Source organism: Pantoea folii, assembly GCF_056678875.1.
Window position 1 is genome coordinate 65,782 of record NZ_JBWXON010000024.1, and the last position, 16,262, is coordinate 82,043.

Sequence of the window (16,262 nt, forward strand, 5' to 3'; positions counted from 1 at the left end):
TGCCCCGCCGCTTAGCAGGCGCGGCAGTTGATACTGACGACACCCGTAACAGGACGAATATAATGGTCACTTTCCAGACGAACCATGGCGACATCGTAATCAAAACCTTCGATGACAAAGCGCCGGCTACCGTGAAAAACTTCCTGGACTACTGCCGTGAAGGTTTCTACGACAACACCATCTTCCACCGTGTTATCAACGGTTTCATGATTCAGGGCGGCGGTTTCGAGCCTGGCATGAAGCAGAAAGACACCAAAGAAGACATCCGTAACGAAGCCAACAACGGTCTGAAGAACACCAAAGGTACGCTGGCGATGGCCCGTACTCAGGCGCCACACTCTGCGACTGCACAGTTCTTCATTAACGTAGCAGACAACGACTTCCTGAACTTCCGTGACGAAAGCCTGCAGGGCTGGGGTTACTGCGTGTTCGCTGAAGTGGTTGAAGGCATGGACGTGGTTGAGAAAATCAAAGCGGTGAAAACGGGCCGCAGCGGCATGCATCAGGACGTTCCGGTTGACGACGTTGTCATCCAGAAAGTGACTGTTAGCGAGTAATGTCGCGCACGCTGTTTATCGCAGATTTGCATCTGTGCACAGAAGAACCGGCAATTACTGCCGGTTTTCTGCATTTTTTGCAGGGTGATGCGCGCGATTGCGATGCGCTTTACATCCTCGGCGATCTGTTTGAAGCCTGGATTGGCGATGATGATCCTAATCCGCTACATCGTGAAATCGCTGCTGCACTAAAAGCCCTGCCAATCCCCACATTCTTCATCCATGGCAATCGAGACTTCCTGCTCGGTAAACGTTTTGCGCGTGCCAGCGGGATGACGTTGCTACCGGAAGAGCAAGTGCTCAGCCTGTACGGCCATCGCGTGCTGATTATGCATGGCGATACTTTATGTACTGACGATGAAGGCTACCTGCGCTTCCGCGCCAAAGTGCATCAGCGCTGGCTACAGCGCTTGTTCCTCGCCCTGCCGTTGCGGATTCGTATGCGCATTGCCGCACGTATGCGCGCCGACAGCAAGCAAGCCAATCAGCACAAGTCGATGAGCATCATGGATGTTAATCAGCAAGCCGTAATCGATACGATGACGCGCCAGCAGGTGCGGATTCTGATTCACGGGCATACTCACCGTCCGGCGGTGCATGAGCTGTTGGTGCAAGGTGAAAGCGCCCAACGTGTGGTACTCGGTGCCTGGCATGAAAATGGTTCGATGATTCAGGTTGATGCCGATGGCGTGCAGCTGATCGAATTCCCGTTTTAAAATCGCATCTTCATAGTCGGGCGCGCCAGTGCTCGACACTTAGCGGGATGAAGATTCATCATCTGCCCATCCTGACGCATCATTGCCCGTTTTCCGGCCACGCAACCGTTTTCCTTGCTCTCTTCTCATGCTATTCTCTGTGCCCTTCTTTACCTGCCCGCCCGGCCAGGTTCGTTTGACTATTCACAGGAGTTGACCGCATGTCATCCAACGCCACCCCGGCTCGTATCGCCATCGTCATGGGTTCTAAAAGTGACTGGGCTACCATGCAGTTCGCCGAGGAAATTCTTAACAGCCTGGATGTTCCGTTCCACGTTGAAGTGGTCTCTGCTCACCGTACGCCAGACAAACTGTTCAGCTTTGCCGAAACCGCCGCGGATAACGGTTTCCACGTGATCATTGCCGGAGCGGGCGGTGCTGCGCATCTGCCGGGCATGATTGCTGCCAAAACGTTGGTGCCAGTGCTGGGCGTGCCGGTACAAAGCGCCGTGCTGAGCGGTGTGGATAGCCTCTACTCCATCGTGCAGATGCCGCGCGGTATTCCTGTCGGCACATTGGCGATCGGTAAAGCCGGTGCGGCTAACGCTGCGCTGCTGGCGGCACAGATTCTGGCGGTGCATGACAAAGACCTGGCGGCGCGTCTCGCCACCTGGCGTCAAACCCAGACTGACGAAGTGCTGAACAACCCAGATCCGCGGGTGGATGCATGAAACCGGTTTGCGTACTCGGCAACGGTCAGTTAGGCCGTATGCTGCGCCAGGCGGGCGAACCGCTGGGCATCGCGGTGTATCCGGTGGGTCTGGATGCCGAACCTTCTGCCCTGCCAATCGCCGAAAGCGTGATCACCGCAGAGATTGAGCGCTGGCCGGAAACCGCGTTAACGCGTGAGCTGGCGTTGCATCCGGCATTTGTGAACCGCGATATCTTCCCGCGTCTGGCCGATCGCCTGACGCAGAAACAGCTGCTCGATCAGCTGAACCTGGCGACGGCGCCCTGGCAGTTGCTGGCGGATAAAAGCGAGTGGCCGCAGGTATTCAGCTCGCTGGGCGAACTGGCGATTGTGAAACGTCGCACCGGCGGTTATGACGGTCGCGGTCAGTGGCGTCTGCGCGCCAATGAAACCGATTCGTTGCCGGATGAGTGCTACGGCGAGTGCATCGTTGAACAGGGCATCAACTTCAGCGGTGAAGTGTCGCTGGTCGGTGCGCGCGGTCAGGATGGCACCACAGTGTTCTATCCACTGACCCATAACCTGCATCAGGACGGCATTCTGCGCACCAGCGTGGCCTTCCCGCAGGCCGATGCCGCGCAACAGCAGCAGGCGGAAGCGATGCTCAGCGCGATCATGCATGAGCTGAAATACGTTGGTGTGATGGCGATGGAGTGTTTCATCACGCCTGAAGGTCTGCTGATCAACGAACTGGCGCCGCGTGTGCACAACAGCGGTCACTGGACGCAGAACGGCGCGTCGATCAGCCAGTTTGAGCTGCATCTGCGTGCGGTGCTGGGTCTGGCACTGCCGAAACCGGTGGTGTTTGCGCCGTCGGTGATGGTGAACCTGATTGGCACCGACGTGAATGTCGACTGGCTGCAACAGCCGCTGGTGCATCTGCACTGGTATGACAAAGAAGTGCGTCCTGGCCGTAAGGTGGGGCACTTAAATCTCACCGATAGCGATCAGGCACGCCTTACGGCGGCGCTGAACGCGCTGATGCCGCTGCTACCGGAAGAGTACGCCAGCGGAATTGCCTGGGCGGTTGAGAAGCTGTAAATGAAAAAGGCCGCGCAAGCGGCCTTTGATTTTTGTGCACAAGATTAAGCCGCTTCAAACCGCCTGAACAGCGCCTTCCCTTTCAGCAGTCGCACGCCCAGCCAGCCACCGCACACTGACAATAGCAGCGCGCCGCAAATCGGCAATGCAATCCACAGCGTCCAGTCTGGCTCCCAGGGGAAATCGAAGATTTTACGCTGTAATCCCCACAGCGCCGCTTCTGCGCCCAGTGCCGCCGCGATCCCCGACACCACACCAAGCAAGGCAAACTCGCACCACAGCGTGCCGCGCAGCAGGCGTTTACTGGCACCCAGCGTGCGATACACCACCAGCTCTTGTCTGCGTTGACGCATACCGACCTGAATCTGCGCCAGCAGCAGCAGCACGCCGCACACCGTCACCAGCACCACCATGATCTCCAGCGCCTGACTGACCTGCGCCAGCACCAGACCGATCTGCTTCAGCATGCTGCCGACATCCAGCAAACTCAGCGTCGGGAAGGCGCGATTGAGCTGTGCCAGCAGTGCCGGATTGCTGTCCATGCGGAAACTGGTCAGCCAGGTTTGCGGCTGTTGATCCAGCGCGCCCGGCGGGAAGATAAAGAAGAAATTCGGCCGCAGGCTCTCCCAATCCACTTTGCGCAGGCTAGTGACTTTGGCGCTGAACTGCTGGGTATCACCGCTGAAGGTCAGCGTATCGCCGAGCTTCAGGCCAAGGCGATCAGCCAGCTCCACTTCCATCGATACTTCACCGGCTTTCGGCGGCCAGCTCCCGGCCAGCAGCGGATTGTGATCCGGACGCTCCGATTGCCACGTCAGATTGAGTTCGCGGTTCAGCGCGTTATCCATCTTCGGATCGGCTTCTTTGCCGTTCAGCTCGGTCAGACGCGCACGCACAATCGGGTAGTAGGATTCCGGTTTAATATGATGCTGATTGAGGAAGTCGCGCACCTGCGGCACCTGTTCCTGCGTCATGTTGAGCAGGAAGTAGTTTGGCGCATCCGGCGGTAACTGCTGCTGCCAGCGATCCAGCAGATCGCCGCGCATCACCAACAGTAACGCCAGCAGCATAAAGGAGAGCGAAAATGCCGCCAGCTGGCTCAGCGTCATCACCGGCTGCCGTAGCAGACGATTGATCGCCAGACGCATCGCCAGATTGCGCACCACCAGCTTACGCAGCAGCAGCAGCGTGCCCCAGCCGAGCAGTGACAGCAGCAGCGCCAGCATCACCACGCCCGCCAGCAGCGCCCACAGCATTTTGCTGCCGCCCATCAATAACGCCAGCAGGCCAACCACCACCAGCGCCATCGCGGGAAGATAAAACCGCAGCGGCCAGACATTCGCCACCGCATCGCGCCGGAGCACACGCAGCGGCTGCGTCGCCATCAGCAGGCGATAGGGGCGCAATCCCACCAGCAGCGAAATCACAAACATCGCGCCAATCGCCCACAGCCACGGCCAGAAGCTGGCGGCAGGCAAGGCGGCGGGCAGCACCGGTTTGAGCATCGCCAGCAGGATGACCTCAATCCCCTGCCCCAGCACGCTGCCTGCGATGGCCGCCAGCAGCAACACCGCCAGCCACTGGCCGATGATCAGCCGTTGTAAGGCTCTACGCGTGGCGCCCAGCGTTTTCAGCACTGCCACCAGATCGTAGCGGCTGCGGCAGTAATGGCTCATCGCCACCGCAACGGCGGCAATCGCCAGCATCAGCGTCAGCAGTGCTGATAACAGAAGGAATTGCTGCGCACGCTGCATTGAGCGACCGAGCGCATCTTCGGAGTTCTCGACGCTGATCCAGCGCTCACCGGCTTTTAACTGCGGCTGGATCCAGCTGTCATAACGCGCCAGCGGAGCCGGATCGCCGGAGAATTTATAGCGCCAGCTGAGCCGACTACCCGGCTGAATGGCACCGGTTTTATCGACATCCGCGAGGTTCATCAGCAGGCGCGGCGCCGTCTGGAACGGATTAAAGCCGCCATCCGGTTCCTGAATCACTTCACCAGCAATGCGCAGCGTGGTGTCACCGACATCAACGTTATCGCCAACTTTCAGATTCAGCAGCGCCAGCAAGCGTGGCGCGGCCAGCACCGTGCCCGCCTGCGGTTTTAATCCCGGCGGATCGGTCTGCAAGGTGCCGAACATCGGATAGGCATCGTCCACCGCTTTCACATCCGCCAGCTGCGGCGTTTGATCGGCGAAGGTCATGGTCATAAAACTGAGCTGACGACTGACCGAGAGCCCTTCATCGCGCGCTTTGTTCAGCCAGGCTTCTGGCGCGGGTGCACTGCTGCGCAGGGTACGATCGCCCGCCATAAAATCACGGCTCTGCTGACTGAGCCCTTTTTCCATGCGATCGCTGATCGAGCCCAGCGCCAGCACGCAGGCCACCGCCAGGGTGAGCGCCAGCCAGACAATCAGCAGCGACGGCGAGCGCCATTCACGCCAAAACCAGCGCCAAATCATGTCTCCTCCCACAGCTTGCCGTCGCGCAGACGCAGCCGACGATCGCAGCGCGCCGCCAGTTGCTCATCGTGCGTCACCAGAATCAGCGTGGTGGCGAAATCGCGGTTAAGGGAGAAAAGTAAGTCGGCGATGCGATCGCCGGTTTTGCGGTCCAGGTTGCCGGTCGGTTCATCGGCGAACAGCAAACCGGGACGGCCGCTAAACGCGCGTGCCAGCGCCACACGCTGTTGTTCCCCGCCGGAAAGCTGCGCGGGCAGATGATGCAGACGATCTTTCAGACCAAGTTGCGTTAAGAGATCCACCGCCTGGGCGCGGCTATCGCGATCGCTGTCACCGCGCAGCAAGGCAGGCAGCTGCACGTTCTCCAGCGCATTGAGTGTTGGCACCAGCATAAAGGACTGGAACACAAAGCCGACTTCCCGCGCGCGCAACGCGGCACGTTGCTCTTCGTTCATATGATGCAGCGGCTGGCCGAGCAGATTGACCTCGCCGCTGCTGCCATCGTCCAGCCCGGCCAGAATGCCCAGTAATGTGGATTTGCCGGAACCCGATTCGCCAATCAGCGCAATGGTCTCAGCTGGTTTGACAACCAGCTCAACTCCGGTAAGGATGGTCAGCTGATGCTCTCCCTGACCGACGGACTTAGTAAGATGATGAACTGCAACAATGTTTTCCGCTGGCATTATCCCTTCCTGTTGTTATTGCTTCTGCTGGTGTCCCGCATCGCCGCCGCCGATACCTTGCTGGTACTGGGCGACAGCCTGAGCGCCGGGTATCGCATGTCCGCCACTGCGGCATGGCCCAGCCTGCTCAATAAAACCTGGCAACAGCAGCCCCAGATTATTAACGCCAGCATCAGCGGAGATACCGCCGGACAAGGGCTGGCGCGTTTGCCTGGCCTATTAAAACAGCATCAACCCCGTTGGGTGTTAATCGAATTGGGCGGTAACGATGGCTTGCGCGGCTTCCCGCCTGCCAATATCGCGCAGGATCTGAGTAAAGTGATCGACGAAGTCAAAGCGGCTAAAGCACAGCCGCTGCTGATGCAAATTCGTTTACCCGCTAATTATGGACGTCGTTATACCGAAGCGTTTAGCGCGATCTATCCGCAGCTGGCAAAGCAGTACAACATTCCTCTGGTGCCCTTCTTTATGGAGCAGGTCTATCTGAAGCCGGAATGGATGCAGCAGGACGGTATTCACCCCAATCCGGATGCGCAGCCGTTTATCGCCAATCTGATGGCCAACGAACTGGCTCCGCTAGTAAAGCAGAATTAAAGCATGCGTGTGATTTTTAACAGGTAAAGAAATGCAAAAAACAATTGTAATCACTGGCTGCTCCAGCGGCATCGGCTTAGCGGCCGCCAACGATTTGCAGTCTCGCGGTTATCGCGTGATTGCCGCCTGCCGTCGCGCGGATGATGTGGCGCGCATGGAGGCGCTGGGCTTTATTGGCGTGCTGCTCGATCTTGATGATGAAGCCAGCGTGGATGCCGCAGCCGACCATATTCTGGAATTGTGCGAGCATCGCCTGCATGGCCTGTTCAACAACGGCGGCTTTGGTCAGTATGGTCCGTTGAGTAGCGTCTCGCGCGCGCAATTGGAAAAGCAGTTCTCCACCAACCTGTTTGGCACGCATCAACTGACGATGCGCCTGCTGCCTGCCCTGCAAGCCAGCGGCAATGGCCGTATTATCAATACCAGCTCGGTGCTGGGGTTGATCTCCACACCCGGGCGCGGTGCCTATGCCGCCAGCAAATGGGCGCTGGAAGCCTGGAGCGATGCGCTGCGCATGGAAGTGCGCGCTTCCGGCGTGCGCGTAAGCTTGATCGAACCTGGGCCGATTGCCACGCGTTTCACCGACAATGTGCATCAGGGCGAGCAGGACAAACCGGTGCGCAATCCCGGCATTGCCGCACGCTTCACCCTGCCGCCGGAAGCCATTTTGCCCAAGCTGCGTCACGCGCTGGAAAGCAAACATCCGCGCCTGCGCTATCCGGTGACGCTGGTCGCATGGGTAATGAGCCTGCTGAAACGCCTGTTACCGGGCTGGATGCTGGATCGCATCTTGCGCAGCAACTGATCGACAAGCTAGATTTGAACTTGAAGCGGGGCAGCTTGCCCCCATATTCTCAACACACTTTCTGCAAAGAGACGTATTCATGTCACACGCTTTGATTATCGACATCAACGAATCCAACCTGCACCAGACGCTGGAACAATCCACGCAGATGCCGGTGCTGTTCTATTTCTGGTCCGATCGCAGCCAACACTGTCAGGAGCTGACGCCAGTGCTGGAGCGTCTGGCACAGGAGTACGCCGGTCAGTTTATTTTGGCCAAACTGGATTGTGATAAAGAGCAGATGGTGGCATCGCAGTTTGGTCTGCGCTCGATTCCAACCGTGTATCTGTTCCAGAACGGGCAGCCGGTGGATGGCTTCCAGGGCCCGCAGCCGGAAGAAGCGATTCGCGCGCTGCTGCAAAAAGTGCTGCCGCGTGAAGAAGAGATCAAAACCCATCAGGCGATGCAGCTGATGGAAGAAGGCAAACCGCTGGATGCGCTGCCGTTGCTGAAAGATGCCTGGGCGCTGAGCAACCAGAACAGTGAAATTGGTTTCCTGCTGGCAGAGGTGCTGATCACCCTGAGCCGCAGTGAAGAAGCAGAAGCGGTGCTGGCGGTGGTGCCATTGCAGGATCAGGACACCCGTTATCAAAGCCTGGTATCGCAAATCGATCTGCTAAAACAAGCTGCCGATACCCCTGAAATTCAACAACTGCAGGAACAGCTGGCAGCCGAGCCCGCGAATGCGGAGCTGGCTGCTAAACTTGCTTTACAGCTGCATCAGGTGGGCCGTAACGAAGAAGCGCTGGATCTGCTGTTCAGCTTCCTGAAGAGCGATCTCAGTGCCGGAGAAGGCCAGGTACGCAAGATGTTCCAGGAGATTTTGGCCGCGCTCGGTACGGGCGATGCACTCGCCACGCGCTATCGCCGCCAGCTGTACTCGCTGCTGTACTGATCGGTACCGCGCGTGCAACGGGCCGAACGACTCGGCCCGACAATCTGACAACCAGGAGGTTATATGTTGACTGTGATTCCCGTCATTATCGTGCTCGCACTCGTTACGGTGTGGGCCGGTGTAAAAATTGTGCCACAAGGCTATCAGTGGACGGTGGAACGTTTTGGCCGTTACACCAAAACCCTGCCACCCGGCCTGAGTTTAATCGTGCCGTTCATGGATCGTATTGGTCGCAAAATCAATATGATGGAACAAGTCCTCGATATCCCCTCGCAAGAAATCATCTCCAAAGATAACGCTAACGTCACTATTGATGCCGTGTGTTTTATTCAGGTGGTTGATCCTGCGCGCGCGGCCTATGAAGTCAGCAATCTTGAGCTGTCGATCCTCAATCTGACCATGACCAACATCCGTACGGTGCTCGGTAGCATGGAATTGGATGAGATGCTGTCGCAGCGCGATAACATCAATACCCGTTTGCTGCACATCGTTGATGAAGCCACCAATCCGTGGGGCGTAAAGATCACCCGTATCGAAATTCGTGACGTGCGTCCACCGCAGGAATTAATCGCGGCAATGAATGCGCAGATGAAAGCCGAACGTACCAAGCGTGCTGACATCCTTACCGCAGAAGGCGTGCGCCAGGCGGCGATACTGCGTGCTGAAGGTGACAAGCAGTCGCAGATTCTGAAAGCCGAAGGTGAACGTACCTCCGCCTTCCTGCAGGCCGAAGCGCGTGAACGTCAGGCGCAGGCGGAAGCCAACGCCACGCGTGCCGTATCGGAAGCGATTGCCGCAGGCGATATTCAGGCGGTGAACTACTTTGTGGCGCAGAAATATACCGATGCGTTGCAGAAGATCGGTGAATCACATAACAGCAAAGTGGTGATGATGCCGCTGGATGCCAGCAGTTTGCTGGGTTCGATTGCCGGGATCGGCGAATTGTTGAAGGAGAGCCGTCAGGAGCGTAAACCGTGATCCTGATTGAGCTGATTGCCCATCCACACTGGTTCTGGCTGACGCTGGGTGGCCTGCTGCTGGCGGCTGAAATGCTCGGCACCAGCGGTTATCTGCTGTGGAGTGGATTAGCGGCGGTGCTGGTCGGTCTTATTGAATGGTTTTTCCCTTTCTCGTGGACGCATCAGGGCATTTTGTTCGCGGTGCTGACGTTGCTGTGCGTCTATTTCTGGTATCGCTGGATGCGCTACCGCGAGGTTTCACAGCAGCCTAACACCCTGAATCAACGCGGATCGCAGCTGATCGGGATGCACCTGACCCTTGATAACACCCTTAAAGATGGGTTAGGCCATGTGCGCATAGGCGACAGCAGTTGGCGAGTGCAGGCGACAGAAGATTTGCCCGCCGGAACGCCCGTGATCGTCACCGGTGTGATCGGTATCACGCTGCAGATTCAGCCGCGTTTCCCTTCGCCCTGATGGCAGCAGCCCGCCAGATGATTGATGATCGGGCACTCGGCACTGTCATCGCCGGGGCAGGCTTCAGCAAGTTCCAGCAGTCGCGCGCGCATTGCATGCAATTCTTCGATGTGTGCAGCGATTTCATCTGCTTTCTGCAAGGTGCGCGCTTTGACATCCGCGCTGTGGCGTGCGGGATCGTTGAACAGCGTCACCAGCTCGCGGCATTCGTCCAGCGTAAACCCGACCTGACGCGCCTGACGCAGCAGATTCAGCTCATCGATATGGTGCGCGGCATAACTGCGATAGCCATTGTCACTGCGTAACGGCGGCGTCACCACGCCCTTCTCTTCATAAAAACGGATCGCCTTGCTGGTTAGCCCGGTTTTTTTTGCCACATCGCTGATGTTCATCTTTTGTCTTCACCTCATGACCGCTTGACCTTCCCCTGAATGGAAGGTTTAGGCTCTATAACTAATGCAAAGTTTGCAGACAGTCAAACCTCTCGTTTAAGGAGTTTAAGATGTCACACACACAATTACTGGTACTGGACGGTTTGTCCTGTGGCCACTGCGTCAAACGGGTCAAAGAAGCGCTGGAGCAGCGCGACGATGTGGAACAGGCGGATGTCACGCAGCAGGAAGCGCGCGTTACCGGTGCTGCCAGCATCAGCGATCTGATTGCGACCGTGGAACAGGCCGGCTATCACGCGGCGGTGAAAGACAGCCCAAAGCCTGAGCCGTTGACAGCAACAGAGCCGCCGCCGGAGGCGCTGACAACGGAGTCGCAACCGGCAGAAGAAAACCTTCCGGTGCACCATTTGCTGATCGGCGGCATGAGCTGCGCCAGCTGTGTGAGCCGGGTGGAACAGGCGTTGCAGAAAGTGCCTGGTGTCAGTCAGGCCCGCGTCAACCTCGGAGAGCGCAGTGCGCTGGTGTTAGGCGATGCGCAAGCCGAGGCGCTGATTGGCGCAGTGGATCAGGCGGGCTATTCCGCTGAAGTGATCGACGATGAACAGACGCGGCGTGAACGCCAGCAGGTTAGCGCACAGCAGGCGATGCGCCGCTTTAGCTGGCAGGCGGCATTGGCGCTGCTGCTCGGCGTGCCCATGATGATCTGGGGCATGCTCGGCGACAACATGATGTTGAGTGACGCCAACCAAACGTTATGGCGCTCGCTCGGCGTGATCACTTTGCTGGTAATGGTGATCGCCGGCGGCCATTTCTATCGCAGTGCGTGGCGCAGCCTACAGCACGGCACCGCCACCATGGATACGCTGGTGGCCTTAGGCACTGGCGCCGCCTGGCTCTATTCGATGAGCGTGGCGCTGTGGCCGGAATTTTTCCCGATGCAGGCACGACATCTCTATTTCGAAGCCAGCGTGATGATCGTCGGTCTGATTAATCTCGGCCATGCGCTGGAACAGCGAGCACGCCAGCGGGCCTCCAAAGCCCTCGAACGGCTATTGGATCTCACCCCGGCGCAAGCCTGTGTCATCGACGAACAAGGTGAAACGTTAATGCCGCTGAGCGAGGTGCAACCCAGCATGCTGCTGAAGCTGGTGACGGGCGATCGCGTGCCGGTGGACGGCGAAGTCGAAAGCGGCGAAGCCTGGTTTGATGAAGCGATGTTAACCGGTGAAGCGGTGCCGCAGGCGAAACAGCCGGGCGATAAAGTCTATGCCGGGACGCTGGTGCAGGATGGCACGTTGCGCTTCGTGGCACGCGCCACCGGCAGCCACACCACGCTGGCGCGTATCATCAACCTGGTGCGCCAGGCGCAGAGCAGTAAACCGGACATTGGCCGCCTGGCCGATCGCATCTCGGCAGTGTTTGTGCCGGTGGTGGTGGCGATTGCTCTTCTGGCGGGTCTGGCGTGGTATCTGGTCGGCCCGCAGCCGCAGTTGGCCTACACGCTGGTGATCGTCACCACGGTGCTGATTATCGCCTGCCCTTGCGCACTGGGGCTGGCAACGCCGATGTCGGTGATTGCCGGCGTCGGTCGCGCGGCAGAATTGGGCGTGCTGGTGCGCGATGCTGATGCGCTACAGCGTGCCAGCGAAGTCGATACCATCGTGTTTGATAAAACCGGCACGCTGACGCGCGGCACCCCGCAGGTGAGCGATGTGCTGGTGTATGGCGACTGGAATCGTCAGCAGGTGCTGAGCGCTGCGGCGCAACTGGAACAAAGTTCGAACCATCCGCTGGCCAAAGCGATTCTGGCGGCAGCGCCGGATCTCAGCGATGAGCCGACTAAGCAATTTCGTACAATACGCGGCAAAGGCGTGAGCGCTAAAGTGGCAGGCAGAACGCTGCTGCTCGGCAATCAGGCGCTGCTGGATGAGCAGCAGATTGATTACCGCGCTGCACAACAAGATATCGACCGTTTCGCCGCGCAAGGCACTACGCCAGTGCTGCTGGCCGATCATCGTCAGTTGCTCGGCCTGATCGCCCTGCGTGACAGCCTGCGCCCGGAAAGTGCGGAGGCGTTACAGCGCCTGCGCCAGTTGGGTTATCGGTTAATCATGCTGACCGGCGATCATCAGAAAACCGCGCAGGTGATTGCTGCCGAAGCCGGTATTGATGAAGTGATCGCGGGCGTGCTGCCCGAAGGCAAAGCGCAGGCGATTGCGCAGTTGCAGCAGCAGGGGCGCAAAGTGGTGATGGTCGGCGATGGCATCAACGATGCGCCCGCGCTGGCGCAGGCCGATGTGGGGATTGCCATGGGTGGCGGCAGCGATGTGGCCGTCGAAACCGCCGCCATGACGTTGATGCGCAACGATTTGCACTGTGTTGCCGATGCGCTGGCGATGGCAGGCGCGACACTGCGTAATATGCGCCAGAACTTGCTCGGGGCTTTTGTCTATAACAGCCTGGGGATTCCAATTGCGGCGGGCGTGCTCTACCCATTCACGGGTTTGCTGCTTAGCCCAATCGTGGCGGGCGCGGCGATGGCGCTGTCTTCGATTACCGTGGTGAGTAACGCGAATCGTTTGTTGCGCTTTAAGCCAGCAAAACGCTAATCGCCCTCTCTGCCCTGTTTTTCAGTGACTGAAATCGCTAGCATGGATTTTTGACTTCAAAAGGACAGGGCATGAGACGCAGTCTGTGGCACAGCTTCCAGCAGATGGCCGCCAGCCTCTTCCCGGCACGCTATACCTGGCCGGCAATGGATATCCAATTGGGCGATCGACGCCTGCATCTGACGGGCAGTATTCATATGGGCACGCGCGATATGCAGCCGTTGCCAGCGGGCCTGTTACGCCAGTTGAGTCGCGCCGATGCGCTGATTGTTGAGGCGGATATCACTCAGGGTGCATCGCCCTTCAGCAATGATGATGCCTGTGCACCGCTGTCAATGCGTCTGGATGCCGAGGTGCTGCAGCGACTGGATGTGCTGTGCGATGAGCTTTCGCTTTCCATGGCAGTGTTCGACACGCTGCCGTTCTGGCAAATCGCCTTGATGCTGCAGGCACAACAGGCGCAGCGTCTGGGGTTACGGCCGCAATATGGCATTGATTACCAACTGCTGATGGCGGCGAAATCGGCTAATAAGCGCATTATTGAACTGGAAGGCCCGGAAACCCAGATCGCACTGCTGAAGTCGCTACCGCAGGAGGGGTTATCGCTGTTACTGGACACGCTGGAGCATTGGCACACCAACGCCCGCCTGCTGCAAACCATGATCAGCTGGTGGCTGGATGCACCGCCCACGCAGCAACCGGTGGCTCTGCCGACTACCTTTAGTAGCGATCTCAATGACTCGCTGATGCGCAATCGCAATCAGCACTGGCGCGAGTTATTGCAGGCGCTGCCGAAAGGCCGCTATGTGGTGGCTGTCGGTGCACTGCATCTGTATGGCGAGGATAACCTGCCAGGATTGTTGAAATCGTAACAAATGCCGTCACCGCAAGACCTTATGCATCCTCATGTCCTGAAAGCGATCAGATCGATGACGTGCGTCTCTCTGATTGTGCGGAAATGTGCTTTGCCGGATGCGCGGCGGAGGGTTGGCACAGCGGATGAGCAGTGAGCAGTTGAGCAGTTGAGCAGTTGAGCAGTTGAGCAGTTGAGCAGTTGAGCAGTTGAGCAGTTGAGCCGTTGAGCCGTTGAGCAGTTGAGCCGTTGAGCCGTTGAGCCGTTGAGCCGTTGAGCCGTTGAGCCGTTGAGCCGTTGAGCCGTTGAGCCGTTGAGCAGCAGATGGCAAACAAAGCGGATGCGCGGCGAATTGCAGGCAAAAAAGAAGGCCAATATTGCTATCGGCCCGTCAAAGAGGAATTTGTTTATGATTTTGGTTATCACCAGCATTGCTGGCGCGGGCCAATTTTCGCGCAAAGTTCAGAATTTCGCCAGTATTATTCACCAAAACTGAAATAAGAATTTTCGTAGCAAGGACAGAACATGACACCCGCCGTAAAACTGCTGGAAAAACAAAAGGTCGCCTTTACCCTTCATCCTTATGAGCATGACAGCCACGAAACAAATTTTGGTGATGAGGCGGTGCGTAAGCTCAATCTCGATGCACGCCAGGTGTTCAAAACCCTGCTCGTGGCGCTCAACGGCGATGCCAAAGCGCTGGCGGTAGCCGTGACGCCAGTTTCCTCGCAGCTCGATTTGAAAAAAGTGGCAAAGGCGCTGGGCGCCAAAAAAGCGGATATGGCCGACCCGCAACTGGCACAGCGCGTCACCGGCTATCTGGTGGGTGGCATCAGCCCGCTGGGTCAGAAAAAACGTCTGCCAACGGTGATCGATCAGCAGGCTGCAGAATTTGCCACCATCTTTGTCTCCGGCGGTAAGCGCGGGCTGGATATAGAACTGGCGGCGCATGACCTGGCACGACTGCTGGATGCCACACTGGCCGACGTGGCGCGCCGCGATTAATCCGGCTGCTGGATGCCGCACTGCCCGACGTGTCGCGCCGCGATTAATCCGGTTGCTGGGCGCAGAGTTGATCAATCATCCAGCGCCCGGCAGGACCTGGCGGATTGCGTCGCGACCAGATTACATCCACCGCGATGCGCTGTGGCCAGCCTGGCACCGGCAACTCTTTCAACACCTGATGACCAAACTGCTCCACCAGCCAGCGCGGTAATACGCTCCAGCCAAATCCCTGCTCCGCCATTTCCAGCAGCAATAAATAAGAAGGCGCCGACCACACTCGGCCAGCAGGCAAGGGTTCACGGTTTTGCACCCAGGTATTAAGCCGTAAATGACGCAATTCACCGAGTTGTGCTTCACTCACCTGTTTTGACTGCGCCAGCACATGCTCCTGATGCAGATAGATCGCCATTTCCGCCCCCACCTGTAAACGTGCCACCGCTAAATCAGGCGGCAGCTGCGGCTGCGCACGCACCACGCCGAGATGCACGCGACCGGCCTGCAGCAGGTCCAGCGCGTCCGCGTCCTCAGCAATCATGCATTCAAATTCAATATCCGGATAACGCGCTTCAAAGCGGTTGAGCAGATTTTCATGATGATCGGCCTGCCAGAAATCAGAAATCGCCAGACTGAGTCGCGGTTCCACGCCCTGTGACAGCCGCACCGCCAGCTCATCCAACCGCTGGCTGGCCGCCAGAATCTGCTGTACCTGCGCCAGTGCGCGCTGTCCTTGCTCGGTTAGTACCGGCTGACGACCGCTGCGATCGAACAGAGTGAAACCGAGATCGTCTTCCAGATTTGCCACGGCGCTGCTGATGGTGGACTGGCTTTTGGCCAGCGCACGCGCCGCCGCAGAAAACGAGCCGCTGGCGACAGTCTGGACAAAGGCCTCAAGGGATTCCGGGGAGTATTTCATGGTGAACCATCGCTTTTATCGATAGGTAATCATTTTATCTTAGCATTTTGCGGTGAGAAAATGTGTCGCGTTACCCAAAAGGAGGTTTATATGCGTACCCGTTCGCTGAAAGAACGTTTTTATCATGCTGCAGGATTTGAAGTGCTGGCGATTCTCACTGTGGCTCCGCTGGCCGCCTGGATTATGGAAAAGCCGCTGTTTCAGATGGGCGCGCTGGCGATTATGTTGTCAACGGTCGCCATGCTGTGGAACATGATCTATAACACCGGTTTTGATCGCATCTGGCCGCCGCAGAGAAAACGCGGCCTCGGCCTGCGCGCCATCCACGCGCTGGGCTTTGAAGGGGGCTTTATCGTTATCGGTTTGCCGATCGCCGCCTGGATGCTGAAGATCACGCTGCTGGAAGCCTTCATGCTGGAAGTGGCGTTCTTCCTGTTCTTCCTGCCCTATACCATGGCTTATAACTGGATGTGGGATAAATTGCGCCAGCGCTGGCTGACGCAGAAATCCTGTCAGGCATAAAACAACGGCG

At 58.0% G+C, this 16,262-nt stretch carries 18 protein-coding genes; 14 read left to right on the forward strand and 4 right to left on the reverse strand.

The genetic code is table 11. The features are described from left to right. Nucleotides 1-62: 62 nt before the first annotated feature. The 4 genes from ppiB (at nt 63) to purK (ending at nt 3,044) form a co-directional block, all read left to right on the forward strand. Nucleotides 63-557, forward strand: a complete 495-nt coding sequence (gene ppiB / locus AC1MDE_RS22920) for a peptidylprolyl isomerase B (RefSeq protein ID WP_034828227.1) — start codon at nt 63-65, stop codon at nt 555-557. Continuing rightward, the gene (gene lpxH / locus AC1MDE_RS22925) at nt 557-1,273 is read left to right on the forward strand and encodes a UDP-2,3-diacylglucosamine diphosphatase (RefSeq protein ID WP_479414711.1); all 717 of its coding nucleotides are present in this window, start codon (nt 557-559) and stop codon (nt 1,271-1,273) included. The genes ppiB and lpxH overlap by 1 nt, the downstream gene beginning before the upstream one ends. A gap of 200 nt (nt 1,274-1,473) precedes the next feature. After that, nucleotides 1,474-1,983, forward strand: a complete 510-nt coding sequence (purE, locus tag AC1MDE_RS22930; RefSeq protein ID WP_479401089.1) for a 5-(carboxyamino)imidazole ribonucleotide mutase — start codon at nt 1,474-1,476, stop codon at nt 1,981-1,983. Beyond that, nucleotides 1,980-3,044, forward strand: coding sequence for a 5-(carboxyamino)imidazole ribonucleotide synthase (purK, locus tag AC1MDE_RS22935; RefSeq protein WP_480345116.1), 1,065 nt, complete (start codon nt 1,980-1,982; stop codon nt 3,042-3,044). Before purE ends, purK begins: the two co-directional genes overlap by 4 nt. A 44-nt stretch (nt 3,045-3,088) precedes the next feature. Here purK and ybbP read toward each other — a convergent pair whose 3' ends face one another. Continuing rightward, nucleotides 3,089-5,506 (reverse strand): putative ABC transporter permease subunit YbbP, encoded by a 2,418-nt coding sequence (gene ybbP, locus AC1MDE_RS22940; protein ID WP_480345117.1) that lies wholly within the window; start codon nt 5,504-5,506, stop codon nt 3,089-3,091. Then, on the reverse strand, nt 5,503-6,189 hold the full coding sequence (ybbA, locus tag AC1MDE_RS22945) for a putative ABC transporter ATP-binding protein YbbA (RefSeq protein ID WP_160867904.1): 687 nt from the start codon (nt 6,187-6,189) through the stop codon (nt 5,503-5,505). The genes ybbP and ybbA overlap by 4 nt, the downstream gene beginning before the upstream one ends. Between ybbA and tesA the strand changes: the two genes are divergently transcribed. From tesA to AC1MDE_RS22970, 5 genes are all read left to right on the forward strand, one after another. Next, nucleotides 6,157-6,783 (forward strand): multifunctional acyl-CoA thioesterase I/protease I/lysophospholipase L1, encoded by a 627-nt coding sequence (tesA, locus tag AC1MDE_RS22950; protein ID WP_480345118.1) that lies wholly within the window; start codon nt 6,157-6,159, stop codon nt 6,781-6,783. The two genes, ybbA and tesA, sit on opposite strands and share 33 nt — an antisense overlap. 31 nt (nt 6,784-6,814) lie before the next feature. Further along, entirely contained in the window at nt 6,815-7,588 is a 774-nt protein-coding gene (locus tag AC1MDE_RS22955; protein ID WP_200573220.1) for an SDR family oxidoreductase, read from the forward strand. A 79-nt stretch (nt 7,589-7,667) separates the two neighbouring features. Beyond that, on the forward strand, nt 7,668-8,522 hold the full coding sequence (locus tag AC1MDE_RS22960; protein ID WP_034828212.1) for a thioredoxin family protein: 855 nt from the start codon (nt 7,668-7,670) through the stop codon (nt 8,520-8,522). Between the two features lie 63 nt (nt 8,523-8,585). Then, a complete protein-coding gene (locus tag AC1MDE_RS22965) occupies nt 8,586-9,500 on the forward strand; it encodes an SPFH domain-containing protein (protein ID WP_034828210.1) in 915 nt (304 codons plus the stop codon). Beyond that, nucleotides 9,500-9,958: an NfeD family protein gene (locus tag AC1MDE_RS22970; RefSeq protein ID WP_058960857.1), complete on the forward strand. Its 459-nt coding sequence runs from the start codon at nt 9,500-9,502 to the stop codon at nt 9,956-9,958. The genes AC1MDE_RS22965 and AC1MDE_RS22970 overlap by 1 nt, the downstream gene beginning before the upstream one ends. On the opposite strand, the gene cueR is transcribed toward AC1MDE_RS22970, so the two are convergent. Continuing rightward, complete coding sequence (gene cueR, locus AC1MDE_RS22975; protein WP_058960852.1) at nt 9,934-10,350, reverse strand: Cu(I)-responsive transcriptional regulator; 417 nt, start codon at nt 10,348-10,350, stop codon at nt 9,934-9,936. The two genes, AC1MDE_RS22970 and cueR, sit on opposite strands and share 25 nt — an antisense overlap. Before the next feature lie 110 nt (nt 10,351-10,460). Between cueR and copA the strand changes: the two genes are divergently transcribed. From copA to ybaK, 4 genes are all read left to right on the forward strand, one after another. Then, nucleotides 10,461-12,959, forward strand: coding sequence for a copper-exporting P-type ATPase CopA (gene copA / locus AC1MDE_RS22980; protein WP_480345119.1), 2,499 nt, complete (start codon nt 10,461-10,463; stop codon nt 12,957-12,959). A 71-nt stretch (nt 12,960-13,030) separates the two neighbouring features. Beyond that, on the forward strand, nt 13,031-13,831 hold the full coding sequence (locus AC1MDE_RS22985) for a TraB/GumN family protein (RefSeq protein ID WP_480345120.1): 801 nt from the start codon (nt 13,031-13,033) through the stop codon (nt 13,829-13,831). A 305-nt stretch (nt 13,832-14,136) separates the two neighbouring features. Beyond that, nucleotides 14,137-14,313, forward strand: a complete 177-nt coding sequence (locus tag AC1MDE_RS22990; RefSeq protein ID WP_479401094.1) for a hypothetical protein — start codon at nt 14,137-14,139, stop codon at nt 14,311-14,313. A 24-nt stretch (nt 14,314-14,337) separates the two neighbouring features. Next, nucleotides 14,338-14,817 carry a Cys-tRNA(Pro)/Cys-tRNA(Cys) deacylase YbaK gene (gene ybaK, locus AC1MDE_RS22995; protein WP_058962239.1) on the forward strand — a complete coding sequence of 160 codons (480 nt, stop codon included), beginning with the start codon at nt 14,338-14,340 and terminating at the stop codon, nt 14,815-14,817. 43 nt (nt 14,818-14,860) lie between these two features. Here ybaK and AC1MDE_RS23000 read toward each other — a convergent pair whose 3' ends face one another. Next, nucleotides 14,861-15,730 (reverse strand): LysR family transcriptional regulator, encoded by an 870-nt coding sequence (locus tag AC1MDE_RS23000; protein WP_034828200.1) that lies wholly within the window; start codon nt 15,728-15,730, stop codon nt 14,861-14,863. Between the two features lie 90 nt (nt 15,731-15,820). On the opposite strand from AC1MDE_RS23000, the gene AC1MDE_RS23005 reads away from it, so the two are divergent. After that, entirely contained in the window at nt 15,821-16,252 is a 432-nt protein-coding gene (locus tag AC1MDE_RS23005) for a multidrug/biocide efflux PACE transporter (protein ID WP_034828198.1), read from the forward strand. The last annotated feature ends 10 nt before the right edge of the window (nt 16,253-16,262 follow it).